A 22,895-nucleotide genomic window follows, 5' to 3' on the forward strand; every position below is an offset into this window, starting at 1 on the left:
AACTTGTAAAAAAGAGGATAAACAGCAGCATGATTGATACTAACAAAATAATTTTCACCTTTTTCTTGACCACCATTGTTGGTTTATCTCAGAAATCTAAAGAATTTTCAAATTTATCTAATTCCGATTCCATAATATTTCAAGATTACCGTAAAAAGGTTGTAGTTCATATAAATCCAAAACCTGATAGTGCATTGTTTTACATTCAAAAAATGAGAACTTTCAGTTTTAACAAAAACTATAAGATAGGAATTGCCGACACCGAATATACTATGGGGCACTACTACAGAAGAATCCAGAATATGGATTCCGCCCTTTTTTATTATGCCAAGTCTAAAAAAATAGCCCTAGATATCAAATACAACACTGGTGCCGCTCGTGCATTGAATGCGCTTTGTAGAGGTTATTATTTGGTTGGCAAAATTGATTTGGCTAAAGACACCTGTGAGGAGTGTTTAAGAATAGCCTCACCAACAGATGACACCCATATAATTGTAGACACCTATACTGCATTGGGGAATACTTATGCAAGGGAGAATAATTTCAGTATTGCCGTTAATTACTTTTTGAAAGCAGATTCAATTCATCAAAAAAAACCACAGCGACCCGATATTATTGCTGCGGACTATCAAAGCTTGGGCAACGTTTATAAAGAACTAAATGATTATAAAAAATCGATTGAATATTATTTAAAGGCCAACAAAGAATTTGAAAAGTTACCGGTTAACAAAGAGTATTTCGTAAATAACACCAACATGCAATTGGGTACGGTTTATTACTTAAACAATGATATTAGTAAATCGGATTCTCTCTTAACCATGACCCTCGAGTACTTCAAGAATATAAAAGATGAGAATGCCCAAGCCCAGACCAGCACCTATCTAGGGCTGACGAAACTAGAATTGGGCAAACTTGATGAAGCCGAAAAATTATTGACCCAAGGGTATACCTTAAACAGAGACAATAAATTCAGTTACGAAACTACAGAGGCGAGGTTAAAACTTGCAGAACTGTATTTAAAAAATGACAATCCCAAAAAAGCCGCTCAACATCTTGAAGGAGTTTTAGAAAACAATATTGAAGGTAATAAAGGTATCGAAGCAAATGCACTTGAAAAACTAGCTCAGGCCTACCATTCTCAAGGTCTCTATGAAAAAGCCTATAGCTCGCTTCAAAAGGCAAAGCAGTTAAAAGATTCTATTGGGGCCGTTCAGAATCAAGCTACCATCCGGGAGCTGGAAACCATTTATGAGACTAGTCAAAAAGAACAAGAGATAGCCCTTTTAAAATCTGAAAATGAACTTGTACAGCAACGACAAAAAAGTCAAAAAAACATTTTACTAACTGCAATCGGCCTTACCACACTAACAGGTGTTTTTCTGTTCTTTTTATATAGAAACCGCCAAAAAACCAATAAAAAGCTGATGGAGTTAGATATGGCCAAGTCCAACTTTTTTACCAACATTACCCACGAATTGAGAACACCTTTATCATTGATTCGAGGCCCTATTGAACAACAACTAAGTAATGATAAATTAAGTATCGAATTAAGAAATGGTCTTACGCTGGCCAAAAAAAACTCTGAAAGACTGGAAGAACTTGTCGACCAGATAATGAATCTCTCTAAGTTGGAATCTGGCCAATATCAACTAAAGGTTTCTCTACAAAATCCCGAACCATTTATCAAATCAATTTTAAGCTCATTTGAATTTAACGCGAATCAAAAGGAGCAGAACTATAACACTCACATTAATTTAAATGTACCTGATGCATGGTTTGATCAAGATGTGCTTCAGAAAATACTCACCAACTTAATTGGCAATGCTATAAAATATAGCCCTGAAAAAGAGAAAGTTTTGATTGATATCAATGACAATAAAGACCAACTTTTTATCAAGGTAAGCAATTCGGGCACCTCGCTCTCTAATGATGAATTAAAGCAATTATTCAATAGGTTTTATAGAGCCAAGGATACAGATTCGGGTACTGGAATTGGACTTGCCTTGACCAAAGAATTGGTAGAGCTACACAAAGGGCAAATAAAGGTTGATTCCAGTCACGATGAGGTAGCGTTTACGGTGCAATTGCCTATTTCAAAAAATGCTTTTTCCTCCGATGAAAAGCTTTCTTTTAAAAAGGCTCCGGATACACTTAAAATTGATGCTACCGATGCGCCTCATGAAATTGGGAAAATTGATACAATTTCAAACAAAGACTTGCCTATATTGTTGGTGGTCGACGACAATGAAGAACTTCGAAACTTTGTGGGCTCCTTATTCGAAAAGGATTATCAAATTCACCTGAAAGAAAATGGAAAGACAGGATTTGAACTTGCACAAGAAATAGTGCCAGATATCATTATTACTGATTTAATGATGCCTGAGGAAGATGGCTTGCTTTTTACCAAAAAATGCAAAACCAGTGATGCCACTTCGCATATCCCTATTATAATGCTAACGGCAAAAGCAGGCGATGAAAATACCCTTGTGGGACTTGAATATGGAGCCGATGCCTATCTAACCAAACCTTTTAATACTGAAATTCTACGACAGCAAGCCAAAAATCTACTTGAAACGCAACAAAAAATACAGCAACGCTTTAGCAAAGAAGTGGTTCTGACTCCAAAAGACATATCCATCAACTCATACGATGAACGTTTTTTGACAAACTTGCAAAACATTCTTGACGATAAATTGGTGGAATCTGATTTCAATACCGAAAATTTTGCCCAAGCATTGGGTATGAGCCGCATGCAACTTCATCGAAAGCTAAAAGCCTTGACCGGACAGAGCACTACAGAGTTCATTAGAATTCAACGGTTAAAGCTTGCTGCGGGACTCTTAAAAAAATCCGATGTAAACGTTTCAGAGATTGGTTACTCTGTAGGGTTCAACAATCATTCTTATTTTACCAAAAGCTTTAAAGAACACTTTGGCGTCTCACCAACTGAATACAGCACAACCTAACCTTACAGAATAAAGAAAACGTCTTTCCTTTTACAAATTCTTCTATTTTTATTTTTCTAATAATTTGATTTTTAGTTAATTACGACACATGTTACAATAGTTAAAGCTATTGTTACATACGTGATAATCCTATTTTTCCTTCTCATCTAGTTTTGAACTGAAACCAAAATAGTTCCCAAATAGAATTGAAAAATGATTATGAGAAAAGGGTGTTTGAAGGAAACCTTTCCAAAATGGATAGCACAGAAATCTATCTAAATGTGACCCATTTGAACCATGGTGATTATGTAATACTCATTACGGACAAAAACAAGGTTATCCAAAAAACGACTTTTAAAAAAATGGATGTTAACCCTGATAAAGGAAATTCATTGAAGTAAAACAGTAAAAATTAAGAAGATGAGAAAACAACTTTTATTCAGTTTGACAATTATTATGTCTTGCTGCCTCGGACTTACGGCACAGGATAAAAAACAATCCTCCGGCACCAAAGAAACTCCCAAAAAAGAAATGAACCTAATGGATGAACAGGCCAAACTGTTCGGAAAACTTTTTGGTGACATGGAACAAGACCTTGACGGCACAAAAGACCCTTTTAAAGATGTAAAAAACTATGAGAATCTTTTGAATAGGTCCAAAATGGACCCCGAGACAAAATCAAAAATGAGGGCCATGTACCTTATGTATGACCAAAGCCTGGACCCTGGGAAAAAAGATTCGCTGAAAGTTTCCCTGGAAAAGATGTTTGAAGCGCATATTAAAAAAACCGAAAAACAGCACTAAGATGAAAACTATCAAAAACTTATTTGCACTGTGCTTCCTGACCCTGCTATCAACTTCGGTTACCCAGGCCCAATTTTTAAAAAACTTGGGGAAAAAAGCACAAAAAGCAGCTGAAAGAACCGTAGAACGTAGAGTTGAGCGCGAGACTTCAAAAAAAACCGACCAAACGATTGATAGTGTTTTTACCAAAAAGGAAGACAAAGGCATTGAAATGGGAGAGGATGCTAATAAAGCTTATGCTTTCAATACGAAATATGTCATGGAAATCACTACAGATAATGACGTATTGCCCATCACCTATTTTTTTAGTGAGAAAGGGGATGTCATGGCCACAACCATGGAAATTAAGCCGAATGAAAAAATCTATTCCATCATCGATTTAGGTGAAAATAAAATCCATTCGCTAATGGATCTTAATGGGCAAAGATCTCGTACTTCAATGAAGTTTTCTCCCAACAAAATAATGGAGGATACCGATTACAGCAAAATTTCGGTAAAACCCAACGGTCAAACCAAAACCATTATTGAATATACCTGTAAAGGCTATGAAGTGTCTGGAACCGATTTTAACGGTACGGTATGGGTAGCAGAAAACACTGGATTTTCGTATCCAGAAAAATTCAAGAACATGTCCATTAAAAATGGCAAAAAAGAAGGTATCAACCCACAATGGATGAGTTTGGTAGAAGGTATTCCTCTAGAAATGGACATGCTGGACTCTTCAAAGAAAAAACCGCAGAAAGTACACATGCTCTGTACAGAAATTGGAACAACTACTTTCTCTCTGGACCCTACGGAATACAAAGGAATATTTTAATTGATAGTCATGAAAAAAGTCTTAATCATATTTGGAATCTTACAACTACTATGCGTAAGCTGTAAAGAGAAAAAGGCAGCTGATAGTCAAACCTCAGAAATGAAGACTGAGGAAAACACACAAGTGGCCACATCCAACGATAACGTACTTTGTAATATCAATGGAGCGCCTTGGAGCTATACCGAAGCTTCAGGTGTTTTGGTGGATGACAAGAACAGGGGCATAAGAGTGTTAACCCTCACCTTCACAAAATATCTTAATCCAGGAAAGGAACATTTAAGCCTCAGTTTTGACGAAGCCACAAAAGAATTGTTTGAAGCCTCCGTTCAGATCAAACAACCGGGTAAAGATGGCCAGCGCATTCATGCCATTTACCTCTACAATGAAAGAACAGCAAAAAGCAACCCAAAGGGCAGTATTTCTGGCCAAGTTACCCTAGATCACGATGTGGCTTCGGGCACTGCTCAATTACAAAACCTGCACATTCAATACGAAGGGTCTTTATTGGCCAATGAAAAGGATACAGAAATAACGGTAACCGACCTTTCTTTTAACAACATTGCCTTCTCCGATGTCAAAAAAGAGATGGAAGCAATCTTTAAAAACTCAAAATGATGAAGACAAAATACGCCATGACTATTTGTTTGTTGGCATTTTCCATTTTCGGAAACCTTCTCGCACAAAACGAACAAGATTTTACTCCGCCGTCAATTAATGATGAAAAAGAAATTCCTGTGGTAAAAGAAGAACTTCCCATTCCAATGGAAGGTGAAAATTTTACCGTCCGCTACTTCTCAGGAGTAACGGATGGAGAGGAAAGTAGAATTGCCATTAAAAGCTTAGGGTATATTCTTCGAAACACAATGGTACATGTCTTTACAGAAAATGGTGACGAACTGGATGTAAAAATAGTCAAAAAAGGTTGGGACGATATACAAAGACAAGGCTCAACTAAAAATGGAGAATTCAAAAGTGTTTTTAGGACTGCATTGGAATTTGGCGTAGTTATCTCTGCCGCTGAAAAAGGCATCCCTTTCATTGTAGCTATTTCTGCAGGTCCTGAACTTTTCCCAACCAGCAACTTATTTGTTGATATCAGCACTAAGCAACCCACAATGAATGATAGTGATTCTCAAACAATCGAAAGTGATAAAACCACATCAATTTTCACAACTAAAAGCCTTGCTTTTATTCTTATCGCTCTAGCCATTATCATAATCGGGTTATTGTTTTTTATAATATTCCGCAAGAATAGAAACACCCTAAGTATTTTCTTAATGTTTTTTAGTCTTTGTTCACTTCATGCAGGCAAAGTTTTACCGCATGGCAACTCTTTAAACAACTATAGACAAACTCCTCAAATGCAAGAACTTATAAATAGAAGTAATAAAAAAATAAGAGAGGCAATAGAAGATGAATACGATAAAGATAAAAAAGACGAAGAAGACCTCTTATCAGAAGAGGACATAGAATTTGAACCTGAGCTTAGCCCAGCAGGTCAACCCTCCTTACCATCTAGCTGTATAGCGACTGCCAACGCGAGTGAGGGCGGCTCCATGGACGGTGATTTTGAACAGAATAAAAAGGATGGTTCTCAAGATGACAAGTATAAAGAAGGAAGCAAAAGTGAAAATGCATTTTCAGAAGATGGTATGGATTACGATTCAGAAAATTCAAGCTCCTCTAACCAACGCGAAAATAGTGGAGGTACAGAAATGATTTCGTCAAGTAATTATGAAGCTAAAGAACCCAACAATGAAAATACGTTTACTGGAGAATCGTCTTCTGAAACCTATAGAAGACTCCCGAAATATGATGAAAACGGCAACCTAAAGAATTCAGGCGATTATCCTGATGCGCCCGTAAAATATGACCCAAACTGGGCACCTGAAGAAAATGTTTTTGTTGAAAGTGAAGGCAGTACCGGTTCATACAGAAGATTACCGAAATATGATGAATATGGTAATTTAAAGAACCCAGGTGATTTTCCTGATGCACCTATAAAATACGACCCAAATTGGGAACCTCCTGAAAATCCATTTACTGGCGAGTCATCATCCGGTGATTATAGAAGGCTCCCAAAATATGACGAAAATGGTAATCTCAAAAATCCAGGAGATTATCCTGATGCACCATCAACATACGATCCGAACTGGATTCCTGAAGAAAATGTTTTTATAGAAAGCAATGGCTCTTCTGGCACTTACAATAGAATGCCAAAGTATGACAAGGATGGGCATCTACTTGATTATGGCGATTACCCACATGCCCCAAAACAAATTGACCCTGAACGTGTTGATGACCAAGAGTACATCATGAATGAAATTGAAGCAAATATTGATGAACCCAAAGAGGGTGAAAACACAAATTCGAGTGAAGGAAGCCAAGAGGAAGAAAATAGGCCAGGTCAAAACAATCCGTCTGAAATGGATAGTGGAAGAAGGCAAACTTCGAACAATAGCAACGACAGAAAGCGTGAAGGTTGCGAATGTTTAAAAAAGGCGTACAAAGAACTTCATAAAAGAAGGTATAGTCTTGAAAAACTCTCAAAGATAGGCAAATACAACAAAAAGGTCACAGATTTCGGTCTTTCGTTCGGTGATAATTTTTCAAGCTCCAGCGGAGTTGGTTCACTGGCTTGGAAAAACAAAAGAATAAAAATCATGAAGTCAATTAAAAAATTTGACCAGTCCTATAAAGACAAGCATGAGCAAATCACCAAATTATTGTACAAAAATCTCATGGAGATAAATAAATGTGAGCGCATGTTGGGAGAAGATAATTGGTACAATAAATATGGCTTTATCTATTACGAATTCATGAAAACACGTTATGCAACCTATAAATAGAAAAAACGGACCTCTTTATTTAGCCCTTTTAGTTTTGACATTTGTTTTAGCATCCTGCAATTCAAAATCGTCTAAAGAAAAGGAAAACCAAAGCGATTCAGAAGTATCGGAAACATTAGAATATAATGGTGATTCAAATGGTGACTCCAGAAATTCTTATGATACCAATGCTGAGGACCAAACTGAGGTTGGCACCTTGTTTATTGAAGAAGATTTTCTGGCCCAAAAAAAGGCAGATGAACCTGAATGGGATGAAATTCCCAAAGTCGAGGAAGATGATAAAAATCAATCCAAATTTGATGTTGACCCAGAGGAGTTAAAGCCATTGTTCAAAACCTTCTTTGGCCTTGATTCGAAAGAATCCAATCAATTTTTCTCCTATAAGGCCAAAATGGATGAACTAAAAAGCAAAAACCAATTCGATGGCCCCGAAGGTGACCGTTTGAGACAACAGGCCTATGCCTTTATCGACGAATTGAAAAAAACAAAGCCCAAGACCGTGGCACCTTTGGAAGAGCTAAAATTCATCTTTCGAAAGTCAAATTTGGAGAAAAAACGAAAAGACAGTCTGCGATATGTGATTCGAGAATCTTTAAAACAAATACCCCAAGAATTTTTAAGAGCCGACGGGGTGGTTGACGTCTCCTACATTGAAGCGGAATTGCGAAAAGAAGAGTTTTACCTCATCATCGAAAAATTCATCGAAGAAAACAAACAGCAAATGGTACTTAAAAATCTCGATGACGCCCAATTGGCAGAGCTAATGGAGGTTACCGAAGAAGAATACCAAATGCTAAAGGAAACGCCCGCCCAAACACATCTAAAAACGGCAAGTGAAGCTGAAGAATTGGCAAAAGGCCAGTTATCCGAAGAGATTGAACAGCAATTGAAAAAGGCTTCGGTTTCTGAAAAGTTTACCGAACGCATGAAGGCCCAAAAGAAAAAGCAAGTGGCTGTTGCCAAAAAGTTCTTGGCCAATTGCAAAAGGGCAGAAACCAAATTTTATAAAGAAAACCCAAGTTGGTACAGCAATAAAGAGGGTCTGAGCGAAGTATATCTTTCCGACCATGATGATTACGTATTTCTGCCACTTGGTAAACTTTCTTTTGCCGATCAGGTAATTTCTTTTGATAGGGGTGATGGGGCCAGTTCGGCCAATCCGAATGCTGCTTTGAACGAACCTGATTACGACCGCAGGTTACAGGATTACAGCAAAATGTGCAACTTGGGCACCAAAGGCGTGTTGACTTTACAATTTGTGGACAATGTACTTATTGATGTCAACGGCCCCGATCTTTTTGTCTTTGAAGTAGGCGCCATAGAGCCCACCTTGTTGGAAATCTCCAAAGATGGACAAAACTGGGTTGATATTGGTAAAATTGAAGGGGGTACGGCCCAAATTGACATTGCACCATTCATCAATCCCGGCGATACCTTCAACTACGTTCGGTTTACCGATTTAGATACCTACAGCGCGGTGCCTGGTGCCGATATTGATGCCGTGGCCACCATTGGTGGGGCATTGCGATTGAGCTTGGATAGTGCTGTACTCTTTGATACTGGAAAGTTTGAATTGAAACCTGAAGGCGTTACTGCTGTAAAAGCCTTGGCAACCCAAATTAAAAGCATACCCAAAGGTACCATTTCAGTGGATGGGCATACCGATAATGTTGGTTCCATTCAAAGCAATATGACCTTATCCAAAAAAAGGGCGGCAAGTGTGGCCAAAATACTCCGGCAAGAATTGGGTGAAGTGGCCTTCAAGTGGAAAGAAAACGGCTATGGAGAAAACAAACCATTGGTACCCAACACCACCGATGAAAACAAGCAAAAAAACCGGCGTGTCGAAATTTTGGTAACACCCTTTTAAACAAAAAGGTTCCTCAAAATACCTAAAAACCTTTTAATTAAATTTTATGAAAACAAAAAAATTAAATTTTAGAATTTTAATGATGGTACTTGGTGCCGTTTTAGTGTATTCTTGCTCAAAAGACGAAGAGCCGAAACCAGAATCTTTAAGTGGTGAAAACGAGATGTTGTCTTTTCAATTTCTTGTGGAAGACCAACCTGATCGATTGATAGTAGACGTCGATGCTGAAATTGATGGAGTCAATCTCAACGCCCAAGTTTTTCCTTTATATGTAGCCTCAGCTTTGACACCAGTGATAACTGTATCAGAAGGGGCGGATTATAGCCCAAAAGGTTCTCAAGATTTTACCGAGCCTGTGACCTATACCGTTACGGCTGAGGACGGTACAACCAAGTCTTATTCAGTATCAATTGAAGAAAACTTCACCTCCAGGAACTTAAGCGAAATAATCAATTGGGCCATTCTTGATGGGGACTCAGAATTCAACCCTATTGATGACGATATTTATGGGGAAATAAATGATGACAGCAACTCTATAATTTTCACCTTTCCATCGGGTTCTGATGTTTCCACCATCGACCCTCAAATTCAGTTTGTTGAAATGGATGGAACAATTCTTACAGGTGGCACTTTTCTAGATTTCAGTGAAGGAGGACCCATAATTTTGGAATATAGAGAGCAAGATGGTTCTGGGTTGTACATTAGTTTTGACATTGCATTTGAATAACTCATTTCCTAGAATAGTTTCCCGGGATATTTAACCTTTCAATATAAAATGATATGAAGACAAAATTTTTAACAAATAAAGTTGTACCGATGATACTTGGTGCCATATTAGTTTTTTCCTGCTCTGTGGAAGACGGTATTGATGGAGCGGTCGAACCTCAAGGGCTCCAGGGCATTCAAGGTCCCAAAGGAGACCAAGGAGAACCAGGTCAGGACGGAAACGATGGTACTGATGGACAAAATGGCCAGGACGGCACGGACGGACAAGATGGAGCAAATGGACAAGATGGAGCCGACGGAGAAGATGGGCAGGACGGGAATGCCAATGTAGCAAGTGTACTCTATGATGTATCCGACTGGTCAGGCTCTACCCGTAGTGTAGATTTACCATTTATACCATATTCGGTCTATGAGCAGGGTGCTATTTTGGCATACTTAAAATCTGGGATGGTTTGGCACCCAATTCCAAACACTAGGGTCCTTACAAATAGTAACGACTATATAGATGTAAATACTTGGATGACTGAAGGACCCAATGGAAGTTTTTTCTATGCGATGGAATTTACTAAATCAGATGTTTTATTTGCAATATCATCTGGAGACCTAGATGTCCTGAAAATTGTAATTATCGAGGCATCGACAACTATTAATGGAAAATCCGAGGCTACTTCAATTCTGGCTAAAATGAAGAGCGATGGCATAGACCCTAATAATTATTATGAAGTAATGGATTATTTCAATCTGGAATATTAAAAGTTTGAAACCTATAAAAAAACCACGGCTCAGACCGTGGTTTTTTGTTTTATGATTTCCGCCTCAAAAAGCGTTGTGAAATGCTTTAATAATTTTTGCTTCACTTCATCTATATCCACCTCCTTCTTCCCTAACTCTACATTTAAAGAGGTAACAGCCTTGTCTTTAATCCCACAGGGAATCATTAAATCAAAATAGCCTAAATCTGCATTGACGTTCAAAGCGAACCCGTGCATGGTTACCCAGCGGCTGGCACGTACGCCCATGGCACAAATTTTTCGAGCAAAAGGGGTTCCTACATCTAACCAAACACCCGTTTCACCCTCGGAACGTTCTGCTTTTAAACCATATTCTGACAGGGTCAAAATAACCATTTCCTCTAAAAAACGTAGGTATTTGTGTATATCGGTAAAGAAATTATCAAGGTCTAAAATGGGATAACCCACCACTTGTCCAGGACCATGATAGGTAATATCTCCACCCCTATTTATTTTATAGAAGGTAGCGCCTTTTTCTTCCAGAACTTTGTCGTCTACCAGAAGATTGGCCATATTTCCACTTTTGCCCAAAGTATACACGTGCGGATGCTCTACAAATAGAAAATGGTTTGGAGTTTCTAGCCCCGCATCTTCCCTTCTATTTCTAATCTTTACGTCTACAATATTTTTAAATAACGATTCCTGATAATCCCAAGTTTCTTTGTAGTCCTTCTGCCCTAAGTCCTCTAAATGTACCTTTTTATTCATATAGCAAAGATACAAAATAGGGCAATCTAGTCTTCTAGTTCTACCTCTATCTGTATAGATTCTGGGTCTTTTAGCATTTCTAGAAAATTAGCTTCGTAGATTAAGGTTTTTCCATCCATAGAAAAGGTGGCCTCATCCAAATTAGTACGCTTTATACGTCTTGGAAAATGATATTTAAAGGTATACGTAGAACCCCCTAAAAACATCTCTGCACTTGCCAAACTATCTACACTTTGGTTAAATAATGCTTGGTCTACTATTTTAGCTGTTCTTTTAAACGTATTTCTCTTAAAAGAATAGTCCACCTTTGTTGAGCTACCATCAGCCTGTTTGGGCATGGGTTTAGATCCTGCCGTAGGGCCAACGGTACTAGCATTCTGGAACGCATTAAAAGCATCGTTCATCTGAGAAATCTTTTGAAAATCCCCAAACATATCAAACTTCATCAGACCTTCAGCATCGTTCATTTGCATTCGTAAACTAAAAGGCTCCAAACGCATTAATTCTTCCCGTTCTTTAGGGCTCAGCGTTGCAATACTATCTCTTTTCTCTCTTATTAAATCCTTAAATACAATGGTAGAATCCATAACCTCTCCAGTTCTTGCGGAATCTGAGGGTATCATACTCATCATTTCGCTTCCATCAAATCCTATATTCAGCTTTCCAGAGCCATCCGCATTAAGGTAAATTTCTTCTGTAAAATTACAGGCTACAATTAGCACTGTTAGCATTAAAGCCAAAATAGATTTAGCTATTTTCATTGGTATTTAGTTTGGATTATTTAGTATAACAAGTGCCGCGATTACCCCTGGCACCCAACCACAAAAGGTTAATAACAATACAATTAAAAAAGACCCGCATCCTTTACCAATTACGGCTAAAGGCGGAAATAAAATGGCCAATAATACTCTAATTAAACTCATGATTTATTTTGATTGATGTACCTATTGGACGTATTTTAGGGTTCTTTGTTACAAAAATAGTTAGGGTGCACCAATTACTACGCTTTTTTTTGCTTATACCGATGATTTGCATAGGGCAATATCAATTTAAGGGTTCAGTCACCGATGAACTAAAAAACAAACCCATATTCCTATCACTTATAAACGATTTGAACAAGACAGAACGCGTTTACCAGGACCAAATAATTCAGCAGACCACAACAGATAGCCTAGGTTATTTTCTATTTGAAGGTGAGCAATTGCCCACCAACAACAGCCTGTTAAGATTGCATATAGACACTTGTACCGATACTATAAGAAACCAGCACTTTATGCAAACTTGTGAAGACACTAAATCCATATTATTTCTAGCAAAAAATACGGACAGTCTATATTTTCCGATGTCTGATTTTGGCGAAGCTTTTTGCAGCATAGAAGGCACCAATCCTATTGCTAAAGGCTTTCTAGATTTAGCGTTAATAAAAGATGCGTTTATACATGATTTTACGGGCAAAGAAACTTCTGCTGAGAAACAATTAAAATTTAACCAGTGGTTTACCCAATTTCATGAGTTTGCACAAACCCAAAACGAGCCGCTTTTAGAAGCTTATCTTCTATTTTATTTGGGCAACCCTACCGCAGAAACATATGATGACTACAAGACTTTTTTAGCAGAACTACATAATCAGAAACCAATATTTAGCACTTCTAACCCCACCACTTTAAACCCTAATTTTAGAGCGCAAGTCAACCAAAAATTAGCTTCGCTTGGTCTAGTTACCGTAGCTGTCAATTCTACATTAAATGTTTTTTGGATAGCACTTAGCATCGTTGGCGTGCTAATGGTCGTCTTTGTTTTATATCGCATTGGCAAAAGAACTTCTTCCAAGGCAAAACTAACAGCGATATTAACCCCGCAAGAACTTAAAATTGCCAAAGCAATCGCGGCTCAAAAAACCAATAAGGAGATAGCCACAGAGTTATTCATTAGTCTAAGTACTGTAAAAACCCACATAAACAACATCTATAAGAAACTGGGAATTACGGACAGAGAAATGCTAAGCAAATACCTATCCGATTAAATTTCAACCCGGGGTCTAGACCCAATCTCAACCCCATAAAAATTCAAACAAAAAGGATTTAGAATGATTTTGGCCTAAAAATCCAAAACATCATGAAAAATCTAATAATTACAAGTTTTACATTACTCTTTATTTACAACCTAAACGCCCAAACCGAACTACAATTTAAAAGCGGGACGCCATTTTTATTGGGAGAAATAGCCCAAGAGCATTTAGAAAAACCTCCCTACAAAAACTGGTTTGCTCCTAATTTTGAAAAGGCCACCATAAACCAAAAACTAATTACGCCATTGGCAGAAAAAATTACCCATAAAAAAATCTTGCTGTTCATGGGTACTTGGTGTAGAGACAGTAAAAGAGAAGTTCCCACAATTTTGAAATTATTACAGCATCTAAATTTTCCAAACAACCAATTAGAGATTATAGCGGTAGACGGCAGAAAAGAATTTTATAAAACAAGTCCTGATGGTAAAGCAACTACCTATAATCTTAAAAGAGTACCCACACTAATTGTCTTAGAAAACAATAAAGAATTAAACCGTATTGTAGAAACACCTATTATTTCTTGGGAAGCAGATCTATTAGCTATTTTAAACCAACAAAAATACGTTCCCAACTATACCACAAACAGAATGGAATAAGTTCATGATATTAAAGCGCAAAAGTGTAATTTTGCGCTTTAATTTTTTTAGCCCATGCAACTGTCAGAGCAAGAAATAGTACGTAGAGAAAAATTAGGCAAGCTTAGAGAAATGGGGATTGACCCATACCCTGCTGCATTATATCCTGTAGACCATACTTCTAAACAAATTAAATCTTCTTTTGAAGAGGGTAAAAAAGTGGTGGTTTCTGGTAGACTGATGAGTAGAAGAATTCAAGGAAAAGCTTCTTTTGCGGAATTGCAAGACAGTGAAGGGAGAATACAAGTCTACTTTAACCGTGACGAAATTTGCCCTAGTGAAGACAAAAATTTGTATAATGAGGTGTATAAAAAACTTCTAGACATTGGTGATATCATTGGGGTAGAAGGGGAATTATTTACCACCCAAGTTGGCGAAAAAACCATAATGGTTAAAAACTTCACTCTGTTAAGTAAAGCACTTAGACCCTTACCCCTACCAAAGGTAGACGCAGAAGGCAAGGTGTTTGATGAATTTAATGACCCAGAGTTGCGTTACCGCCAGCGCTATGTAGACTTAGTGGTAAACCCAAAGGTAAAAGAAACCTTTATTAAGCGAACAAAAATCACAAATAGCATACGTGAGTTCTATAATGCAAAGGGATATTTAGAGGTAGAAACACCCATTTTACAGCCTATTCCAGGTGGTGCAGCCGCTAGACCCTTCTTAACGCATCATAACGCATTAAATATTCCGCTATACCTAAGAATTGCTAACGAATTATACCTAAAACGATTGATTGTTGGCGGTTTTGACGGTGTTTACGAGTTTGCTAAGGATTTTAGAAACGAAGGAATGGACCGTACCCATAATCCGGAATTTACGGTAATGGAATTATACGTTGCCTACAAGGATTACAATTGGATGATGGATACCACAGAGCAATTGTTAGAAAAAATTGCTTTGGATGCCAATGGAAGCACCAAAATAACCGTTGGAGAAAATGAGATTGAATTTAAAGCTCCTTATGCCAGAGTACCAATTTTAGATGCTATTAAAGAACATACAGGAATTGATGTTTCTGGTATGGATGAAGGGCAACTAAGAGAAACTGCCAAAAATTTAGGCTTGGAAGTGGATGATACCATGGGCGTTGGTAAGTTAATTGATGAGATTTTTGGTGAAAAATGTGAGCACCATTACATACAACCTACATTTATTACAGATTACCCAAAAGAAATGAGTCCGTTAACCAAAGCACACAGAAGCAAACCAGGATTAACTGAGCGTTTTGAGTTGATGGTGAACGGTAAAGAATTGGCTAATGCGTATTCCGAGCTAAATGATCCTATTGACCAAAGAGAACGTTTTGAAGACCAATTAAAACTTTCTGAAAAAGGTGACGATGAGGCCATGTTTATAGACCAAGACTTTTTACGGGCTTTAGAATATGGGATGCCACCAACATCTGGTATTGGCATAGGTATAGATCGTTTGGTGATGTTAATGACGAATAACTCTTCTATACAAGAAGTACTTTTCTTCCCGCAAATGCGACCAGAAAAGAAAAAAGTAGAACTTACAGAAGAAGAAAAAGCAATAATAGCTATTCTTAAACCACAGGGAGAAATGCCATTAGCAGACCTTAAAGCCGCTGCAGGACTGAGCGGTAAAAAATGGGATAAGAGCAGTAAAAATTTATCCAAATTGGGGCAGATTAAAATAGAAAAAACTGCGGATGTACTTTTAGTTAAGTATACAGGTTAAAACCCTACTTTTTAAAATTTTACAAAGAAAAGGAAAGCATCGCTGTCCTTTTCTTTTTTCTTTCCACTAAATACCTTAGCTTAGAATCCCGATGGAACTAAGTAAACGACTGGGGCTTATAACGGGACCTCTATTATTTTTAGTAGTGCTTTTTTTACCGTTTGATTTGATTAACCCCAAAGGGGATGCTGTAATTGCGGTTGCACTTTGGATGCTCATCTGGTGGATTACAGAAGCTACTTCAATTTCCGTTACTGCCTTATTACCGCTACTCCTTTTCCCTATTCTAAACATATTACCAATTGCAGAAGTAGGCGCAAATTACGGTAGCCCAATTGTTTTCCTCTTTTTTGGAGGGTTTGTAATGGCGCTTGCGCTAGAAAAAGTGAATCTTCACAGGCGTATTGCCTTAAACATTATAAAAATCACGGGAACAACCCCGAATAAAGTTGTTCTAGGCTTTATGATTGCAACAGCCACTCTAAGCATGTGGATTAGCAATACGGCAAGCACGGTAGTAATGTTACCTATTGCTCTATCGGTTATCAATTTGTTGATACACGATGCTGATGGCTTTACAAAAAAAGACAAAAACTTTGCGCTTTGTGTTATGCTAGGCATCGCCTTCTCTGCTAATGTGGGCGGAGTAGCAACGGTCATTGGAACACCACCCAACTCCGTTATGATTGGGTTATTAGAAAATGAATATGGCATTCAAATTTCGTTTTTAAAATGGATGGTCATGGGGCTTCCTTTCTCCATAATACTAATTGGAATTACGTATATGGTATTAGTTAAATGGATGTACCCAAGCACTGGACTGCGTTTTACCGCTTCTAAAGATGTGGTACAACAAGAGCTAGATAAATTAGGGCCTACTACGGGCAAAGAAAAGCAAGTGCTTATTATTTTTGCAATTACCATCTTCCTTTGGATATTTCGTTCTTTAATCAATAATCTACTTCCTAATCTTGGTTTAACAGATACCATGATTAGCATTTTTGCCGCCATATCCCTTTTTGCCATTCCCTATAAAACAAAACATAAAGATTTTATCATAGAATGGAAAGACACTTCTAGGCTAGCATGGGGAATTTTGATATTATTTGGAGGGGGTTTAGCATTGGCTAAAGGTATGTCTGTGAGCGGCATTGTAGACCTTGTTGCTACCACCATTGCAGAGAGCGATGTAAGTATTCTATTAACTGCATCTTTGTTAATACTTCTTATGCTTTTTATGACGGAACTTATGAGCAACGTAGCACTGGTAGCCGTTTTAGCACCTGTAGTAGCAGGTATTGCTATTGGTTTAGAAATTCCTATTCTTTATCTATTGATTCCGGTAACTATGGCCAGTAGCTGCGCTTTTATGCTACCCATGGCAACCCCACCAAATGCTATTGTTTTTGCCAGCGGCCATGTTAAAGTTTCAGAAATGGCTAAAGCAGGGGTCCTTTTAAATCTTATTTCGGTAGTACTTTTAATACTTGTATTCCAATTTGTCTTACCACACCTTTTCTAAATAAAAAAGGCCCCGTTACACGGAGCCCTCTTAGATGCAAGTTTAATTTTCTATTCCATATCAGAGAATTTTAACGTAGCTGCGCCTGTGCTTGCATTGTTAAAATTTATAGCTTTAATACTTTTTCCTTCTATCGCAATATCTGTAACCACTAATTGTTGTTCTGCTAAAGTTTTTAAGTTGTCTAAATCCTCAAAATCATTGTACGCTAAATACAATTCTTTTAAGTTGATAAGATGTTCCATACCCGTAGGCATTTTTCCATTTAATTTATTTTTAGTCAGCACCAAGGTTCTTAAATTCTTTAGCTCTGGTAATGATTTTGGCAATGCCCCGGTTAACTGATTATCTGCTAAATTAAACTCTTGTAATTGCTGCAATCTGTTAATGGTTTGTGGAATTTTACCACTAAAGTTATTACCGCTTAAATCCACTACGCGTAAGTCATCAAACTTACGAAGCTCTGCAGGTATTTTACCTTTAAGATTGTTACCGGATAAATCCAATACTTTTAAGTGGGTAAGATTACCTATAGTTAAAGGTAAATTTCCTTTTAAATTGTTGTTAGACAGGTCTAGTCCAGTTACTTTACCATTTTCTACGGTAACACCGTACCAAGTGCGGATAGGTTTGGTGGTATCCCAAATATGAGTCCACTCATGGCCATTGGTTCTAGAACGTAGTTCTAATAATGCAATAACTTCTCTTTGACTTACTTCTTCTTGTGCGCTAAGATTTGCGTGGAATGCAAACATTACCAAACACAATGCCATTAACTTGCCGTATAGTGTCTTGTTCATAGGTTGAATAGGATTTGGGTTTCCGAGATTAAAGTTGGCTTTTTTCTTGTTCGAAACAAAAACTTTGTGGTAAACCCGTTATTTTCTGTGGTGACAAAATAGAGGAATTTTAACATTTACAGACGAAATACATCAATAATTCGATGAAATACATAACAAAAGCCCAGTCTATTGACTGGGCTTTCTAACTAACTAACTCAAAAATTTTGATAAAATGAAAACATCCTACCTTAGTTTGACCCTTGATAAGGATCAAAATCTTTTGGAAGAAGCGCTTGCGTATCAAAACCAAATGCGTCGTCTTCCACTTCCATATAATTTATACTGTCCACACTTATGTTATCACTATAAGGATTAAATTTACTGGGCAAATACAATTTTGTATCAAAACCTAAATCAGATTCCAAAACCTCTTCGAACTTAAAACTATTTAGTGCTATATATGAGCCATAGGGGTCAAATCTTTTAGGTAAATAAGGCGTTGGGTCAAAATCCAACGGCTCCTCTATTTCCATATAGTTAAATCCATGTACATCCGTAGGTGCAGCATAAGGATTAAAATTACTCGGCAAGTACTTTTGAGAATCAAAATCTAATTGGTCTTCTTCTAATTCCATTGTTACCATATCTTCCAAATTCACATATTTCTCGTGTGGATTAAAGTTGGCTGGTAAATAGTCAGCTGTATCAAACCCTAAATCTTCTTCTACCTCTACATATACTATAGCTCGGATATCTAAATTATAGCTATCCGTTTTGTAGGTTGGTTTACTTTTTAATGTGTAATTTAAATTAACTCTAGAATGGTCATGAGCCTCATAGGCAATCTCTTGCATTTCTGGTTGCACAATTGGCTTTTCCTTGGCGGTTACTACAGGACTATTACTTAAAAATAATGCTCCTAAAATCATTACTAACTTGTTCATTTTCTGATTGATTTGATGATTGATGTTATTTGCTAATAAGACCTTTGAAAAGCACAATTGTTACAGCGCAAATTTGATTTTAACAAATTTTGAATACCCAGATATAACTTCAAAAAAACGGCATTTCTTTGGGATTATCAGTAAAACGCAGGAGTGCGAAATTTTACTACTTCTTACAAAAAAAATGCTCTTAATACTTTTTTAACACGCTTACCAATAAATTTTTAAGTTCTTTGAAAGTATTGACTAATCCAAAGTGACTAAAATGATTCAAAAATTATTCCCAAAAGCAATGCTTTTGGTGTTGTGCATGGGTATCTCTACCCCTTCTTCCGCACAACTTTTTAAGAAAAAAAAGAAGAAAACGGAGCAATCTGCTAGCACCAAACCTAAAAAAGATGACATACAACCGTATAGTAAGGTAATTACTAAAGACGCAAAGTCAGACCAAGGTTTGTTTACCGTGCACCAAGTAGACCAAAAACATTTTTACGAAATTCCAGACTCTTTATTTAATAGAGAAATGCTAATGGTAAGCAGAATCTCTAAAACTGCAGATGGTATTGGTTTTGGTGGTGGTAAAATAAATACGCAGGTATTACGCTGGGAGAAAAAACCAAAAAAGGTATTACTACGGGTGGTATCTTATGAAAATTTTGCCGCAGACTCTTTACCTATACATGAAGCTGTAGTGAATTCTAATTTTGAACCTGTTCTTTATTCTTTTGACATTAAAGCTATTAATAAGAAGGATTCTATAAATCCAGCTACGGTAATAGAAGTAGACCCTTTATTTACTAAAGATGTCAACGCTCTAGGTTTACCAGACGGATACCGCTCTAGATATAAAGTAAGCCGATTAGATGGAGATAGAAGCTATATAGAAAGTCTTAAAAGTTACCCTTTAAATATTGAAGCCAGACATGTAAAAACTTATTTTGCTAAAAGTGCACCTAGTAATAAAAGCTTAGGTTCTATCTCTATAGAGATAAATAACTCTATGATTCTTTTACCTGCAAATCCCATGAAACGCAGGTATTTTGACGAACGTGTAGGTTGGTTTGCACGTGGACAAGTAGACTATGGTTTAGATGCCCAAAAGAGTAAAACGGTAACCTATTTAGATAGATGGCGTTTAGAAGTTAAAGAAGAAGACATTGCCAAATACAAAGCAGGAGAATTGGTAGAACCTAAAAAACCAATTGTTTACTATATAGATAGAGCTACTCCAAAAAAATGGATACCCTATATTAAACAAGGCGTGGAAGACTGGCAAGTTGCTTTTGAGGCTGCTGGCTTTAAAAATGCAATTATAGCAAAGGACCCACCGAGTGTAGAAGAAGACCCAGAATGGTCCCCAGAAGATGTGCGCTATTCTGTGGTACGTTATTTAGCCTCTCCCATCCCAAATGCCAACGGACCACACGTGAGCGACCCACGCAGTGGCGAAATATTAGAATCTGACATTAATTGGTACCATAACGTAATGACTTTGCTACGCAACTGGTATTTTGTACAAACCGCTGCAATTAACCCAGAAGCTCAAAAAACTGAATTTAAAGATGAGATTATGGGTAGATTAATTCGTTTTGTATCTGCTCATGAGGTAGGCCATACGCTTGGGCTACCCCACAACATGGGTAGTAGTGTAGCGTACCCTGTAGACAGTCTACGCTCTGCTAGCTTTACACAAAAATATGGCACTGCTCCCTCCATCATGGATTATGCTCGTTTTAATTACGTTGCACAACCAGAAGATAAAGGCGTGGCTTTAATGCCAAATATTGGAATTTATGATAAGTATGCTATCAAATGGGGATACAAACCTATATTAGATGTTAAAGCAGAAGATGAAAAATCTATTTTAAACCAATGGATTATGGAGCATGATGGCGACCCAATGTATCGCTTTGGTCACCAACAAGTTGGAGACATTCATGACCCTAGCTCGCAAACTGAAGATTTAGGCGATGATGCTATTAAAGCTAGTATGTATGGAATTGCCAACTTAAAGCGCATTGTACCTAAACTTATGGAATGGACCACCAAGGAAGGTGAAAATTATGACGAGTTAGAGACCATGTACGGGCAAGTACTATCTCAATTTAATAGATACACGGGTCATGTAGCTAATAATATTGGTGGTGTTTATGAATATCATAAAACCGCCGACCAAGAAGGTGCAGTTTATACTCATGTCCCTAAGGCTCATCAGCAAAAAGCAATGAAATTCTTAAATGAGCAGCTGTTTGCAACACCAGAATGGATGCTAGACCAAGACATTCTTAATAAGATAGAATATTCTGGTTCTGTTGAGCGTATTAGAGCATTACAAGAAAGTAGACTAAAAACTGTATTAGCTTTAGGGAAATTAGCTAGAGCTATAGAAAACCAAACTCTTAATGGTAAAGATGCGTATAGTATTACAGAAATTATGGGCGACCTACGTAAAGGCATTTGGTCAGAAACCAGAAGCGGAAAAACACTAGATACGTACCGTAGAAACTTGCAAAAAGCGCATATAGACCAGCTTGCTTATTTAATGACTGCAGACAGCCAAAGAAAGCTGCCAGATTTTGGAGGGTACAGAAAATCTACCCCTATCAACACAAGCCAATCAGATATCCGTTCTGTTGCTCGTGGAGAATTAAATAATCTTAAAAGAGATATCAGAAACGGTCTCGCTAGAACGGGAGATACTATGAGTCGTTATCACTACCAAGATGCCTTAGAGCGTATTGACCAAATTTTAAACCCCACTAAATAAATAGACTATTTCTTATATAATTAATAAAAAGGCTTGTGGTAACACAGGCCTTTTATTTTCGTCTACAGAAAAACAACATTCACCTATAGAAACCAGATTTTCACAACATTCCAAAAAAACGCTTTTTATTATTTTATAATTTAGGAGTACCAAATTCTTACACATGAAAGCGTACAAGATTAAAAGTTTACTTTATTTAGGCGGATTTGTTGCTGCTGCATTTGTTTACCACAACATGGAACAAAGACAACTATTTAACCAAGACTCCCAGGCCTCCACTGTTGCAGATTTATCTACAGAAGATACTACTGAAGACCTTAAGGTTGCCGAATTAGAAGCAGAAAACTTCAACTAAAACCTAGTTAACCCCCTGTTAAATTTCACTGCTGTTTTAAACCTTTGATGCCCCCAGCCGTCTTATAGACAAATCAAAAACTTAACGCAGTATGAAGAAATTAAGATTGCTTATAGCTACCGCATTATTAACCAGCATGGTTGGTGTTGCACAAAGAGGCCCAGAACATAAGGGTAAAGATTTAAAGGCTGAACTGTCTGTAGAACAGCTAGCCACATTAAGAACTAAGCGCCTAACTTTAGCCTTAGACTTGGACAGCAAACAACAGAAGCAAGTCATGGATTTAAATCTTGAGCAAGTTGCTAAACATAAGCAAAAAATGGACGAGCGAAAAGCAAAGCGCGAGGAAGGTGAAAGAGAAAGACCTAGCCCAGAAGAGCGTTTTAAGCTAGAAAATGAAAAATTAGATGCTAGAATTGCACACCAAAATGCAATGAAAGATATATTATCTGATGAACAATACGAGTTATGGAAACAAATGCATAAAAACCGAAAAGGAAAAGATGGTGATGATAGAATGAGAATGCACAAGAAAGAAGATAGAAGAGGATAGTGTTTTATGTATGATGTTTTGAATCCCATGCCCAAAAATTGGGCATGGGATT

General features: G+C 37.4%; 20 protein-coding genes. 15 read left to right on the forward strand and 5 right to left on the reverse strand.

Features of this window, described 5'->3' with window-relative positions; translation table 11 throughout:
- The first annotated feature begins 194 nt into the window (after positions 1–194).
- The 8 genes from FBT53_RS12725 to FBT53_RS12760 all read left to right on the forward strand — a co-directional run bounded on the left by FBT53_RS12725 (position 195) and on the right by FBT53_RS12760 (position 10,764).
- Positions 195–2,966: a response regulator gene (locus FBT53_RS12725; RefSeq protein WP_169630362.1), complete on the forward strand. Its 2,772-nt coding sequence runs from the start codon at positions 195–197 to the stop codon at positions 2,964–2,966.
- A 399-nt stretch (positions 2,967–3,365) separates the two neighbouring features.
- On the forward strand, positions 3,366–3,749 hold the full coding sequence (locus FBT53_RS12730) for a hypothetical protein (protein WP_136951575.1): 384 nt from the start codon (positions 3,366–3,368) through the stop codon (positions 3,747–3,749).
- 1 nt (position 3,750) lies between these two features.
- A complete protein-coding gene (locus FBT53_RS16320) occupies positions 3,751–4,566 on the forward strand; it encodes a hypothetical protein (RefSeq protein WP_240729830.1) in 816 nt (271 codons plus the stop codon).
- Positions 4,567–4,575: 9 nt separating this feature from the next.
- On the forward strand, positions 4,576–5,181 hold the full coding sequence (locus FBT53_RS12740; RefSeq protein WP_136951576.1) for a hypothetical protein: 606 nt from the start codon (positions 4,576–4,578) through the stop codon (positions 5,179–5,181).
- Positions 5,178–7,415 carry a hypothetical protein gene (locus FBT53_RS12745; RefSeq protein WP_136951577.1) on the forward strand — a complete coding sequence of 746 codons (2,238 nt, stop codon included), beginning with the start codon at positions 5,178–5,180 and terminating at the stop codon, positions 7,413–7,415. The genes FBT53_RS12740 and FBT53_RS12745 overlap by 4 nt, the downstream gene beginning before the upstream one ends.
- Entirely contained in the window at positions 7,399–9,285 is a 1,887-nt protein-coding gene (locus tag FBT53_RS12750; protein WP_136951578.1) for an OmpA family protein, read from the forward strand. Before FBT53_RS12745 ends, FBT53_RS12750 begins: the two co-directional genes overlap by 17 nt.
- A 46-nt stretch (positions 9,286–9,331) precedes the next feature.
- Positions 9,332–10,012 carry a hypothetical protein gene (locus FBT53_RS12755; RefSeq protein ID WP_136951579.1) on the forward strand — a complete coding sequence of 227 codons (681 nt, stop codon included), beginning with the start codon at positions 9,332–9,334 and terminating at the stop codon, positions 10,010–10,012.
- Positions 10,013–10,065: 53 nt separating this feature from the next.
- Positions 10,066–10,764, forward strand: a complete 699-nt coding sequence (locus FBT53_RS12760; RefSeq protein WP_136951580.1) for a collagen-like protein — start codon at positions 10,066–10,068, stop codon at positions 10,762–10,764.
- 29 nt (positions 10,765–10,793) lie between these two features.
- On the opposite strand, the gene lipB is transcribed toward FBT53_RS12760, so the two are convergent.
- From lipB to FBT53_RS12775, 3 genes are read right to left on the reverse strand one after another with little or no spacing between them, the layout of a single operon-like run.
- Complete coding sequence (lipB, locus tag FBT53_RS12765; protein WP_136951581.1) at positions 10,794–11,510, reverse strand: lipoyl(octanoyl) transferase LipB; 717 nt, start codon at positions 11,508–11,510, stop codon at positions 10,794–10,796.
- A 26-nt stretch (positions 11,511–11,536) separates the two neighbouring features.
- On the reverse strand, positions 11,537–12,271 hold the full coding sequence (locus FBT53_RS12770; protein ID WP_240729831.1) for a hypothetical protein: 735 nt from the start codon (positions 12,269–12,271) through the stop codon (positions 11,537–11,539).
- A gap of 6 nt (positions 12,272–12,277) precedes the next feature.
- Positions 12,278–12,433 (reverse strand): YqaE/Pmp3 family membrane protein, encoded by a 156-nt coding sequence (locus tag FBT53_RS12775; RefSeq protein WP_010518549.1) that lies wholly within the window; start codon positions 12,431–12,433, stop codon positions 12,278–12,280.
- A gap of 188 nt (positions 12,434–12,621) precedes the next feature.
- Here FBT53_RS12775 and FBT53_RS16380 point away from each other — a divergent pair, with 188 nt between their 5' ends.
- The 4 genes from FBT53_RS16380 (at position 12,622) to FBT53_RS12795 (ending at position 17,442) form a co-directional block, all read left to right on the forward strand.
- Entirely contained in the window at positions 12,622–13,533 is a 912-nt protein-coding gene (locus tag FBT53_RS16380) for a response regulator transcription factor (protein ID WP_304993353.1), read from the forward strand.
- A 92-nt stretch (positions 13,534–13,625) separates the two neighbouring features.
- On the forward strand, positions 13,626–14,174 hold the full coding sequence (locus tag FBT53_RS12785; RefSeq protein ID WP_136951583.1) for a thioredoxin family protein: 549 nt from the start codon (positions 13,626–13,628) through the stop codon (positions 14,172–14,174).
- A gap of 54 nt (positions 14,175–14,228) precedes the next feature.
- Positions 14,229–15,920 (forward strand): lysine--tRNA ligase, encoded by a 1,692-nt coding sequence (gene lysS, locus FBT53_RS12790; RefSeq protein WP_136951584.1) that lies wholly within the window; start codon positions 14,229–14,231, stop codon positions 15,918–15,920.
- Positions 15,921–16,011: 91 nt separating this feature from the next.
- Complete coding sequence (locus FBT53_RS12795) at positions 16,012–17,442, forward strand: DASS family sodium-coupled anion symporter (RefSeq protein WP_136951585.1); 1,431 nt, start codon at positions 16,012–16,014, stop codon at positions 17,440–17,442.
- Between the two features lie 50 nt (positions 17,443–17,492).
- Here the strand turns inward: FBT53_RS12795 and FBT53_RS12800 are convergent, their stop codons facing one another.
- Entirely contained in the window at positions 17,493–18,242 is a 750-nt protein-coding gene (locus FBT53_RS12800) for a leucine-rich repeat domain-containing protein (protein WP_136951586.1), read from the reverse strand.
- A gap of 230 nt (positions 18,243–18,472) precedes the next feature.
- A complete protein-coding gene (locus FBT53_RS12805) occupies positions 18,473–19,168 on the reverse strand; it encodes a hypothetical protein (protein WP_136951587.1) in 696 nt (231 codons plus the stop codon).
- A 265-nt stretch (positions 19,169–19,433) separates the two neighbouring features.
- Between FBT53_RS12805 and FBT53_RS12810 the strand changes: the two genes are divergently transcribed.
- From FBT53_RS12810 to FBT53_RS12820, 3 genes are all read left to right on the forward strand, one after another.
- Positions 19,434–21,935, forward strand: a complete 2,502-nt coding sequence (locus FBT53_RS12810) for a zinc-dependent metalloprotease (RefSeq protein ID WP_136951588.1) — start codon at positions 19,434–19,436, stop codon at positions 21,933–21,935.
- A gap of 163 nt (positions 21,936–22,098) precedes the next feature.
- Positions 22,099–22,290, forward strand: a complete 192-nt coding sequence (locus FBT53_RS12815; protein WP_136951589.1) for a hypothetical protein — start codon at positions 22,099–22,101, stop codon at positions 22,288–22,290.
- 91 nt (positions 22,291–22,381) lie between these two features.
- Positions 22,382–22,843 carry a hypothetical protein gene (locus tag FBT53_RS12820; RefSeq protein WP_136951590.1) on the forward strand — a complete coding sequence of 154 codons (462 nt, stop codon included), beginning with the start codon at positions 22,382–22,384 and terminating at the stop codon, positions 22,841–22,843.
- Positions 22,844–22,895: the final 52 nt, after the last annotated feature.

This window comes from Flavobacterium sp. ASW18X (assembly GCF_005144745.1).
Taxonomy (GTDB): domain Bacteria; phylum Bacteroidota; class Bacteroidia; order Flavobacteriales; family Flavobacteriaceae; genus Croceivirga.

Excerpts from the sequence above, each read along its gene's own strand:
- FBT53_RS12740 (WP_136951576.1), top strand. The coding sequence starts at position 4,576 with ATGAAAAAAGTCTTAATCATATTTGGAATCTTACAACTACTATGCGTA.
- FBT53_RS12820 (WP_136951590.1), top strand. The coding sequence starts at position 22,382 with ATGAAGAAATTAAGATTGCTTATAGCTACCGCATTATTAACCAGCATG.
- FBT53_RS16320 (WP_240729830.1), top strand. The coding sequence starts at position 3,751 with ATGAAAACTATCAAAAACTTATTTGCACTGTGCTTCCTGACCCTGCTA.
- FBT53_RS12815 (WP_136951589.1), top strand. The coding sequence starts at position 22,099 with ATGAAAGCGTACAAGATTAAAAGTTTACTTTATTTAGGCGGATTTGTT.
- FBT53_RS12750 (WP_136951578.1), top strand. The coding sequence starts at position 7,399 with ATGCAACCTATAAATAGAAAAAACGGACCTCTTTATTTAGCCCTTTTA.
- lysS (WP_136951584.1), top strand. The coding sequence starts at position 14,229 with ATGCAACTGTCAGAGCAAGAAATAGTACGTAGAGAAAAATTAGGCAAG.
- FBT53_RS12805 (WP_136951587.1), bottom strand. The coding sequence starts at position 19,168 with ATGAACAAGTTAGTAATGATTTTAGGAGCATTATTTTTAAGTAATAGT.
- FBT53_RS12760 (WP_136951580.1), top strand. The coding sequence starts at position 10,066 with ATGAAGACAAAATTTTTAACAAATAAAGTTGTACCGATGATACTTGGT.
- FBT53_RS12755 (WP_136951579.1), top strand. The coding sequence starts at position 9,332 with ATGAAAACAAAAAAATTAAATTTTAGAATTTTAATGATGGTACTTGGT.
- FBT53_RS12785 (WP_136951583.1), top strand. The coding sequence starts at position 13,626 with ATGAAAAATCTAATAATTACAAGTTTTACATTACTCTTTATTTACAAC.
- FBT53_RS12745 (WP_136951577.1), top strand. The coding sequence starts at position 5,178 with ATGATGAAGACAAAATACGCCATGACTATTTGTTTGTTGGCATTTTCC.
- FBT53_RS12810 (WP_136951588.1), top strand. The coding sequence starts at position 19,434 with ATGATTCAAAAATTATTCCCAAAAGCAATGCTTTTGGTGTTGTGCATG.
- FBT53_RS12770 (WP_240729831.1), bottom strand. The coding sequence starts at position 12,271 with ATGAAAATAGCTAAATCTATTTTGGCTTTAATGCTAACAGTGCTAATT.
- FBT53_RS12775 (WP_010518549.1), bottom strand. The coding sequence starts at position 12,433 with ATGAGTTTAATTAGAGTATTATTGGCCATTTTATTTCCGCCTTTAGCC.
- FBT53_RS12800 (WP_136951586.1), bottom strand. The coding sequence starts at position 18,242 with ATGAACAAGACACTATACGGCAAGTTAATGGCATTGTGTTTGGTAATG.
- FBT53_RS12730 (WP_136951575.1), top strand. The coding sequence starts at position 3,366 with ATGAGAAAACAACTTTTATTCAGTTTGACAATTATTATGTCTTGCTGC.
- FBT53_RS12795 (WP_136951585.1), top strand. The coding sequence starts at position 16,012 with ATGGAACTAAGTAAACGACTGGGGCTTATAACGGGACCTCTATTATTT.
- lipB (WP_136951581.1), bottom strand. The coding sequence starts at position 11,510 with ATGAATAAAAAGGTACATTTAGAGGACTTAGGGCAGAAGGACTACAAA.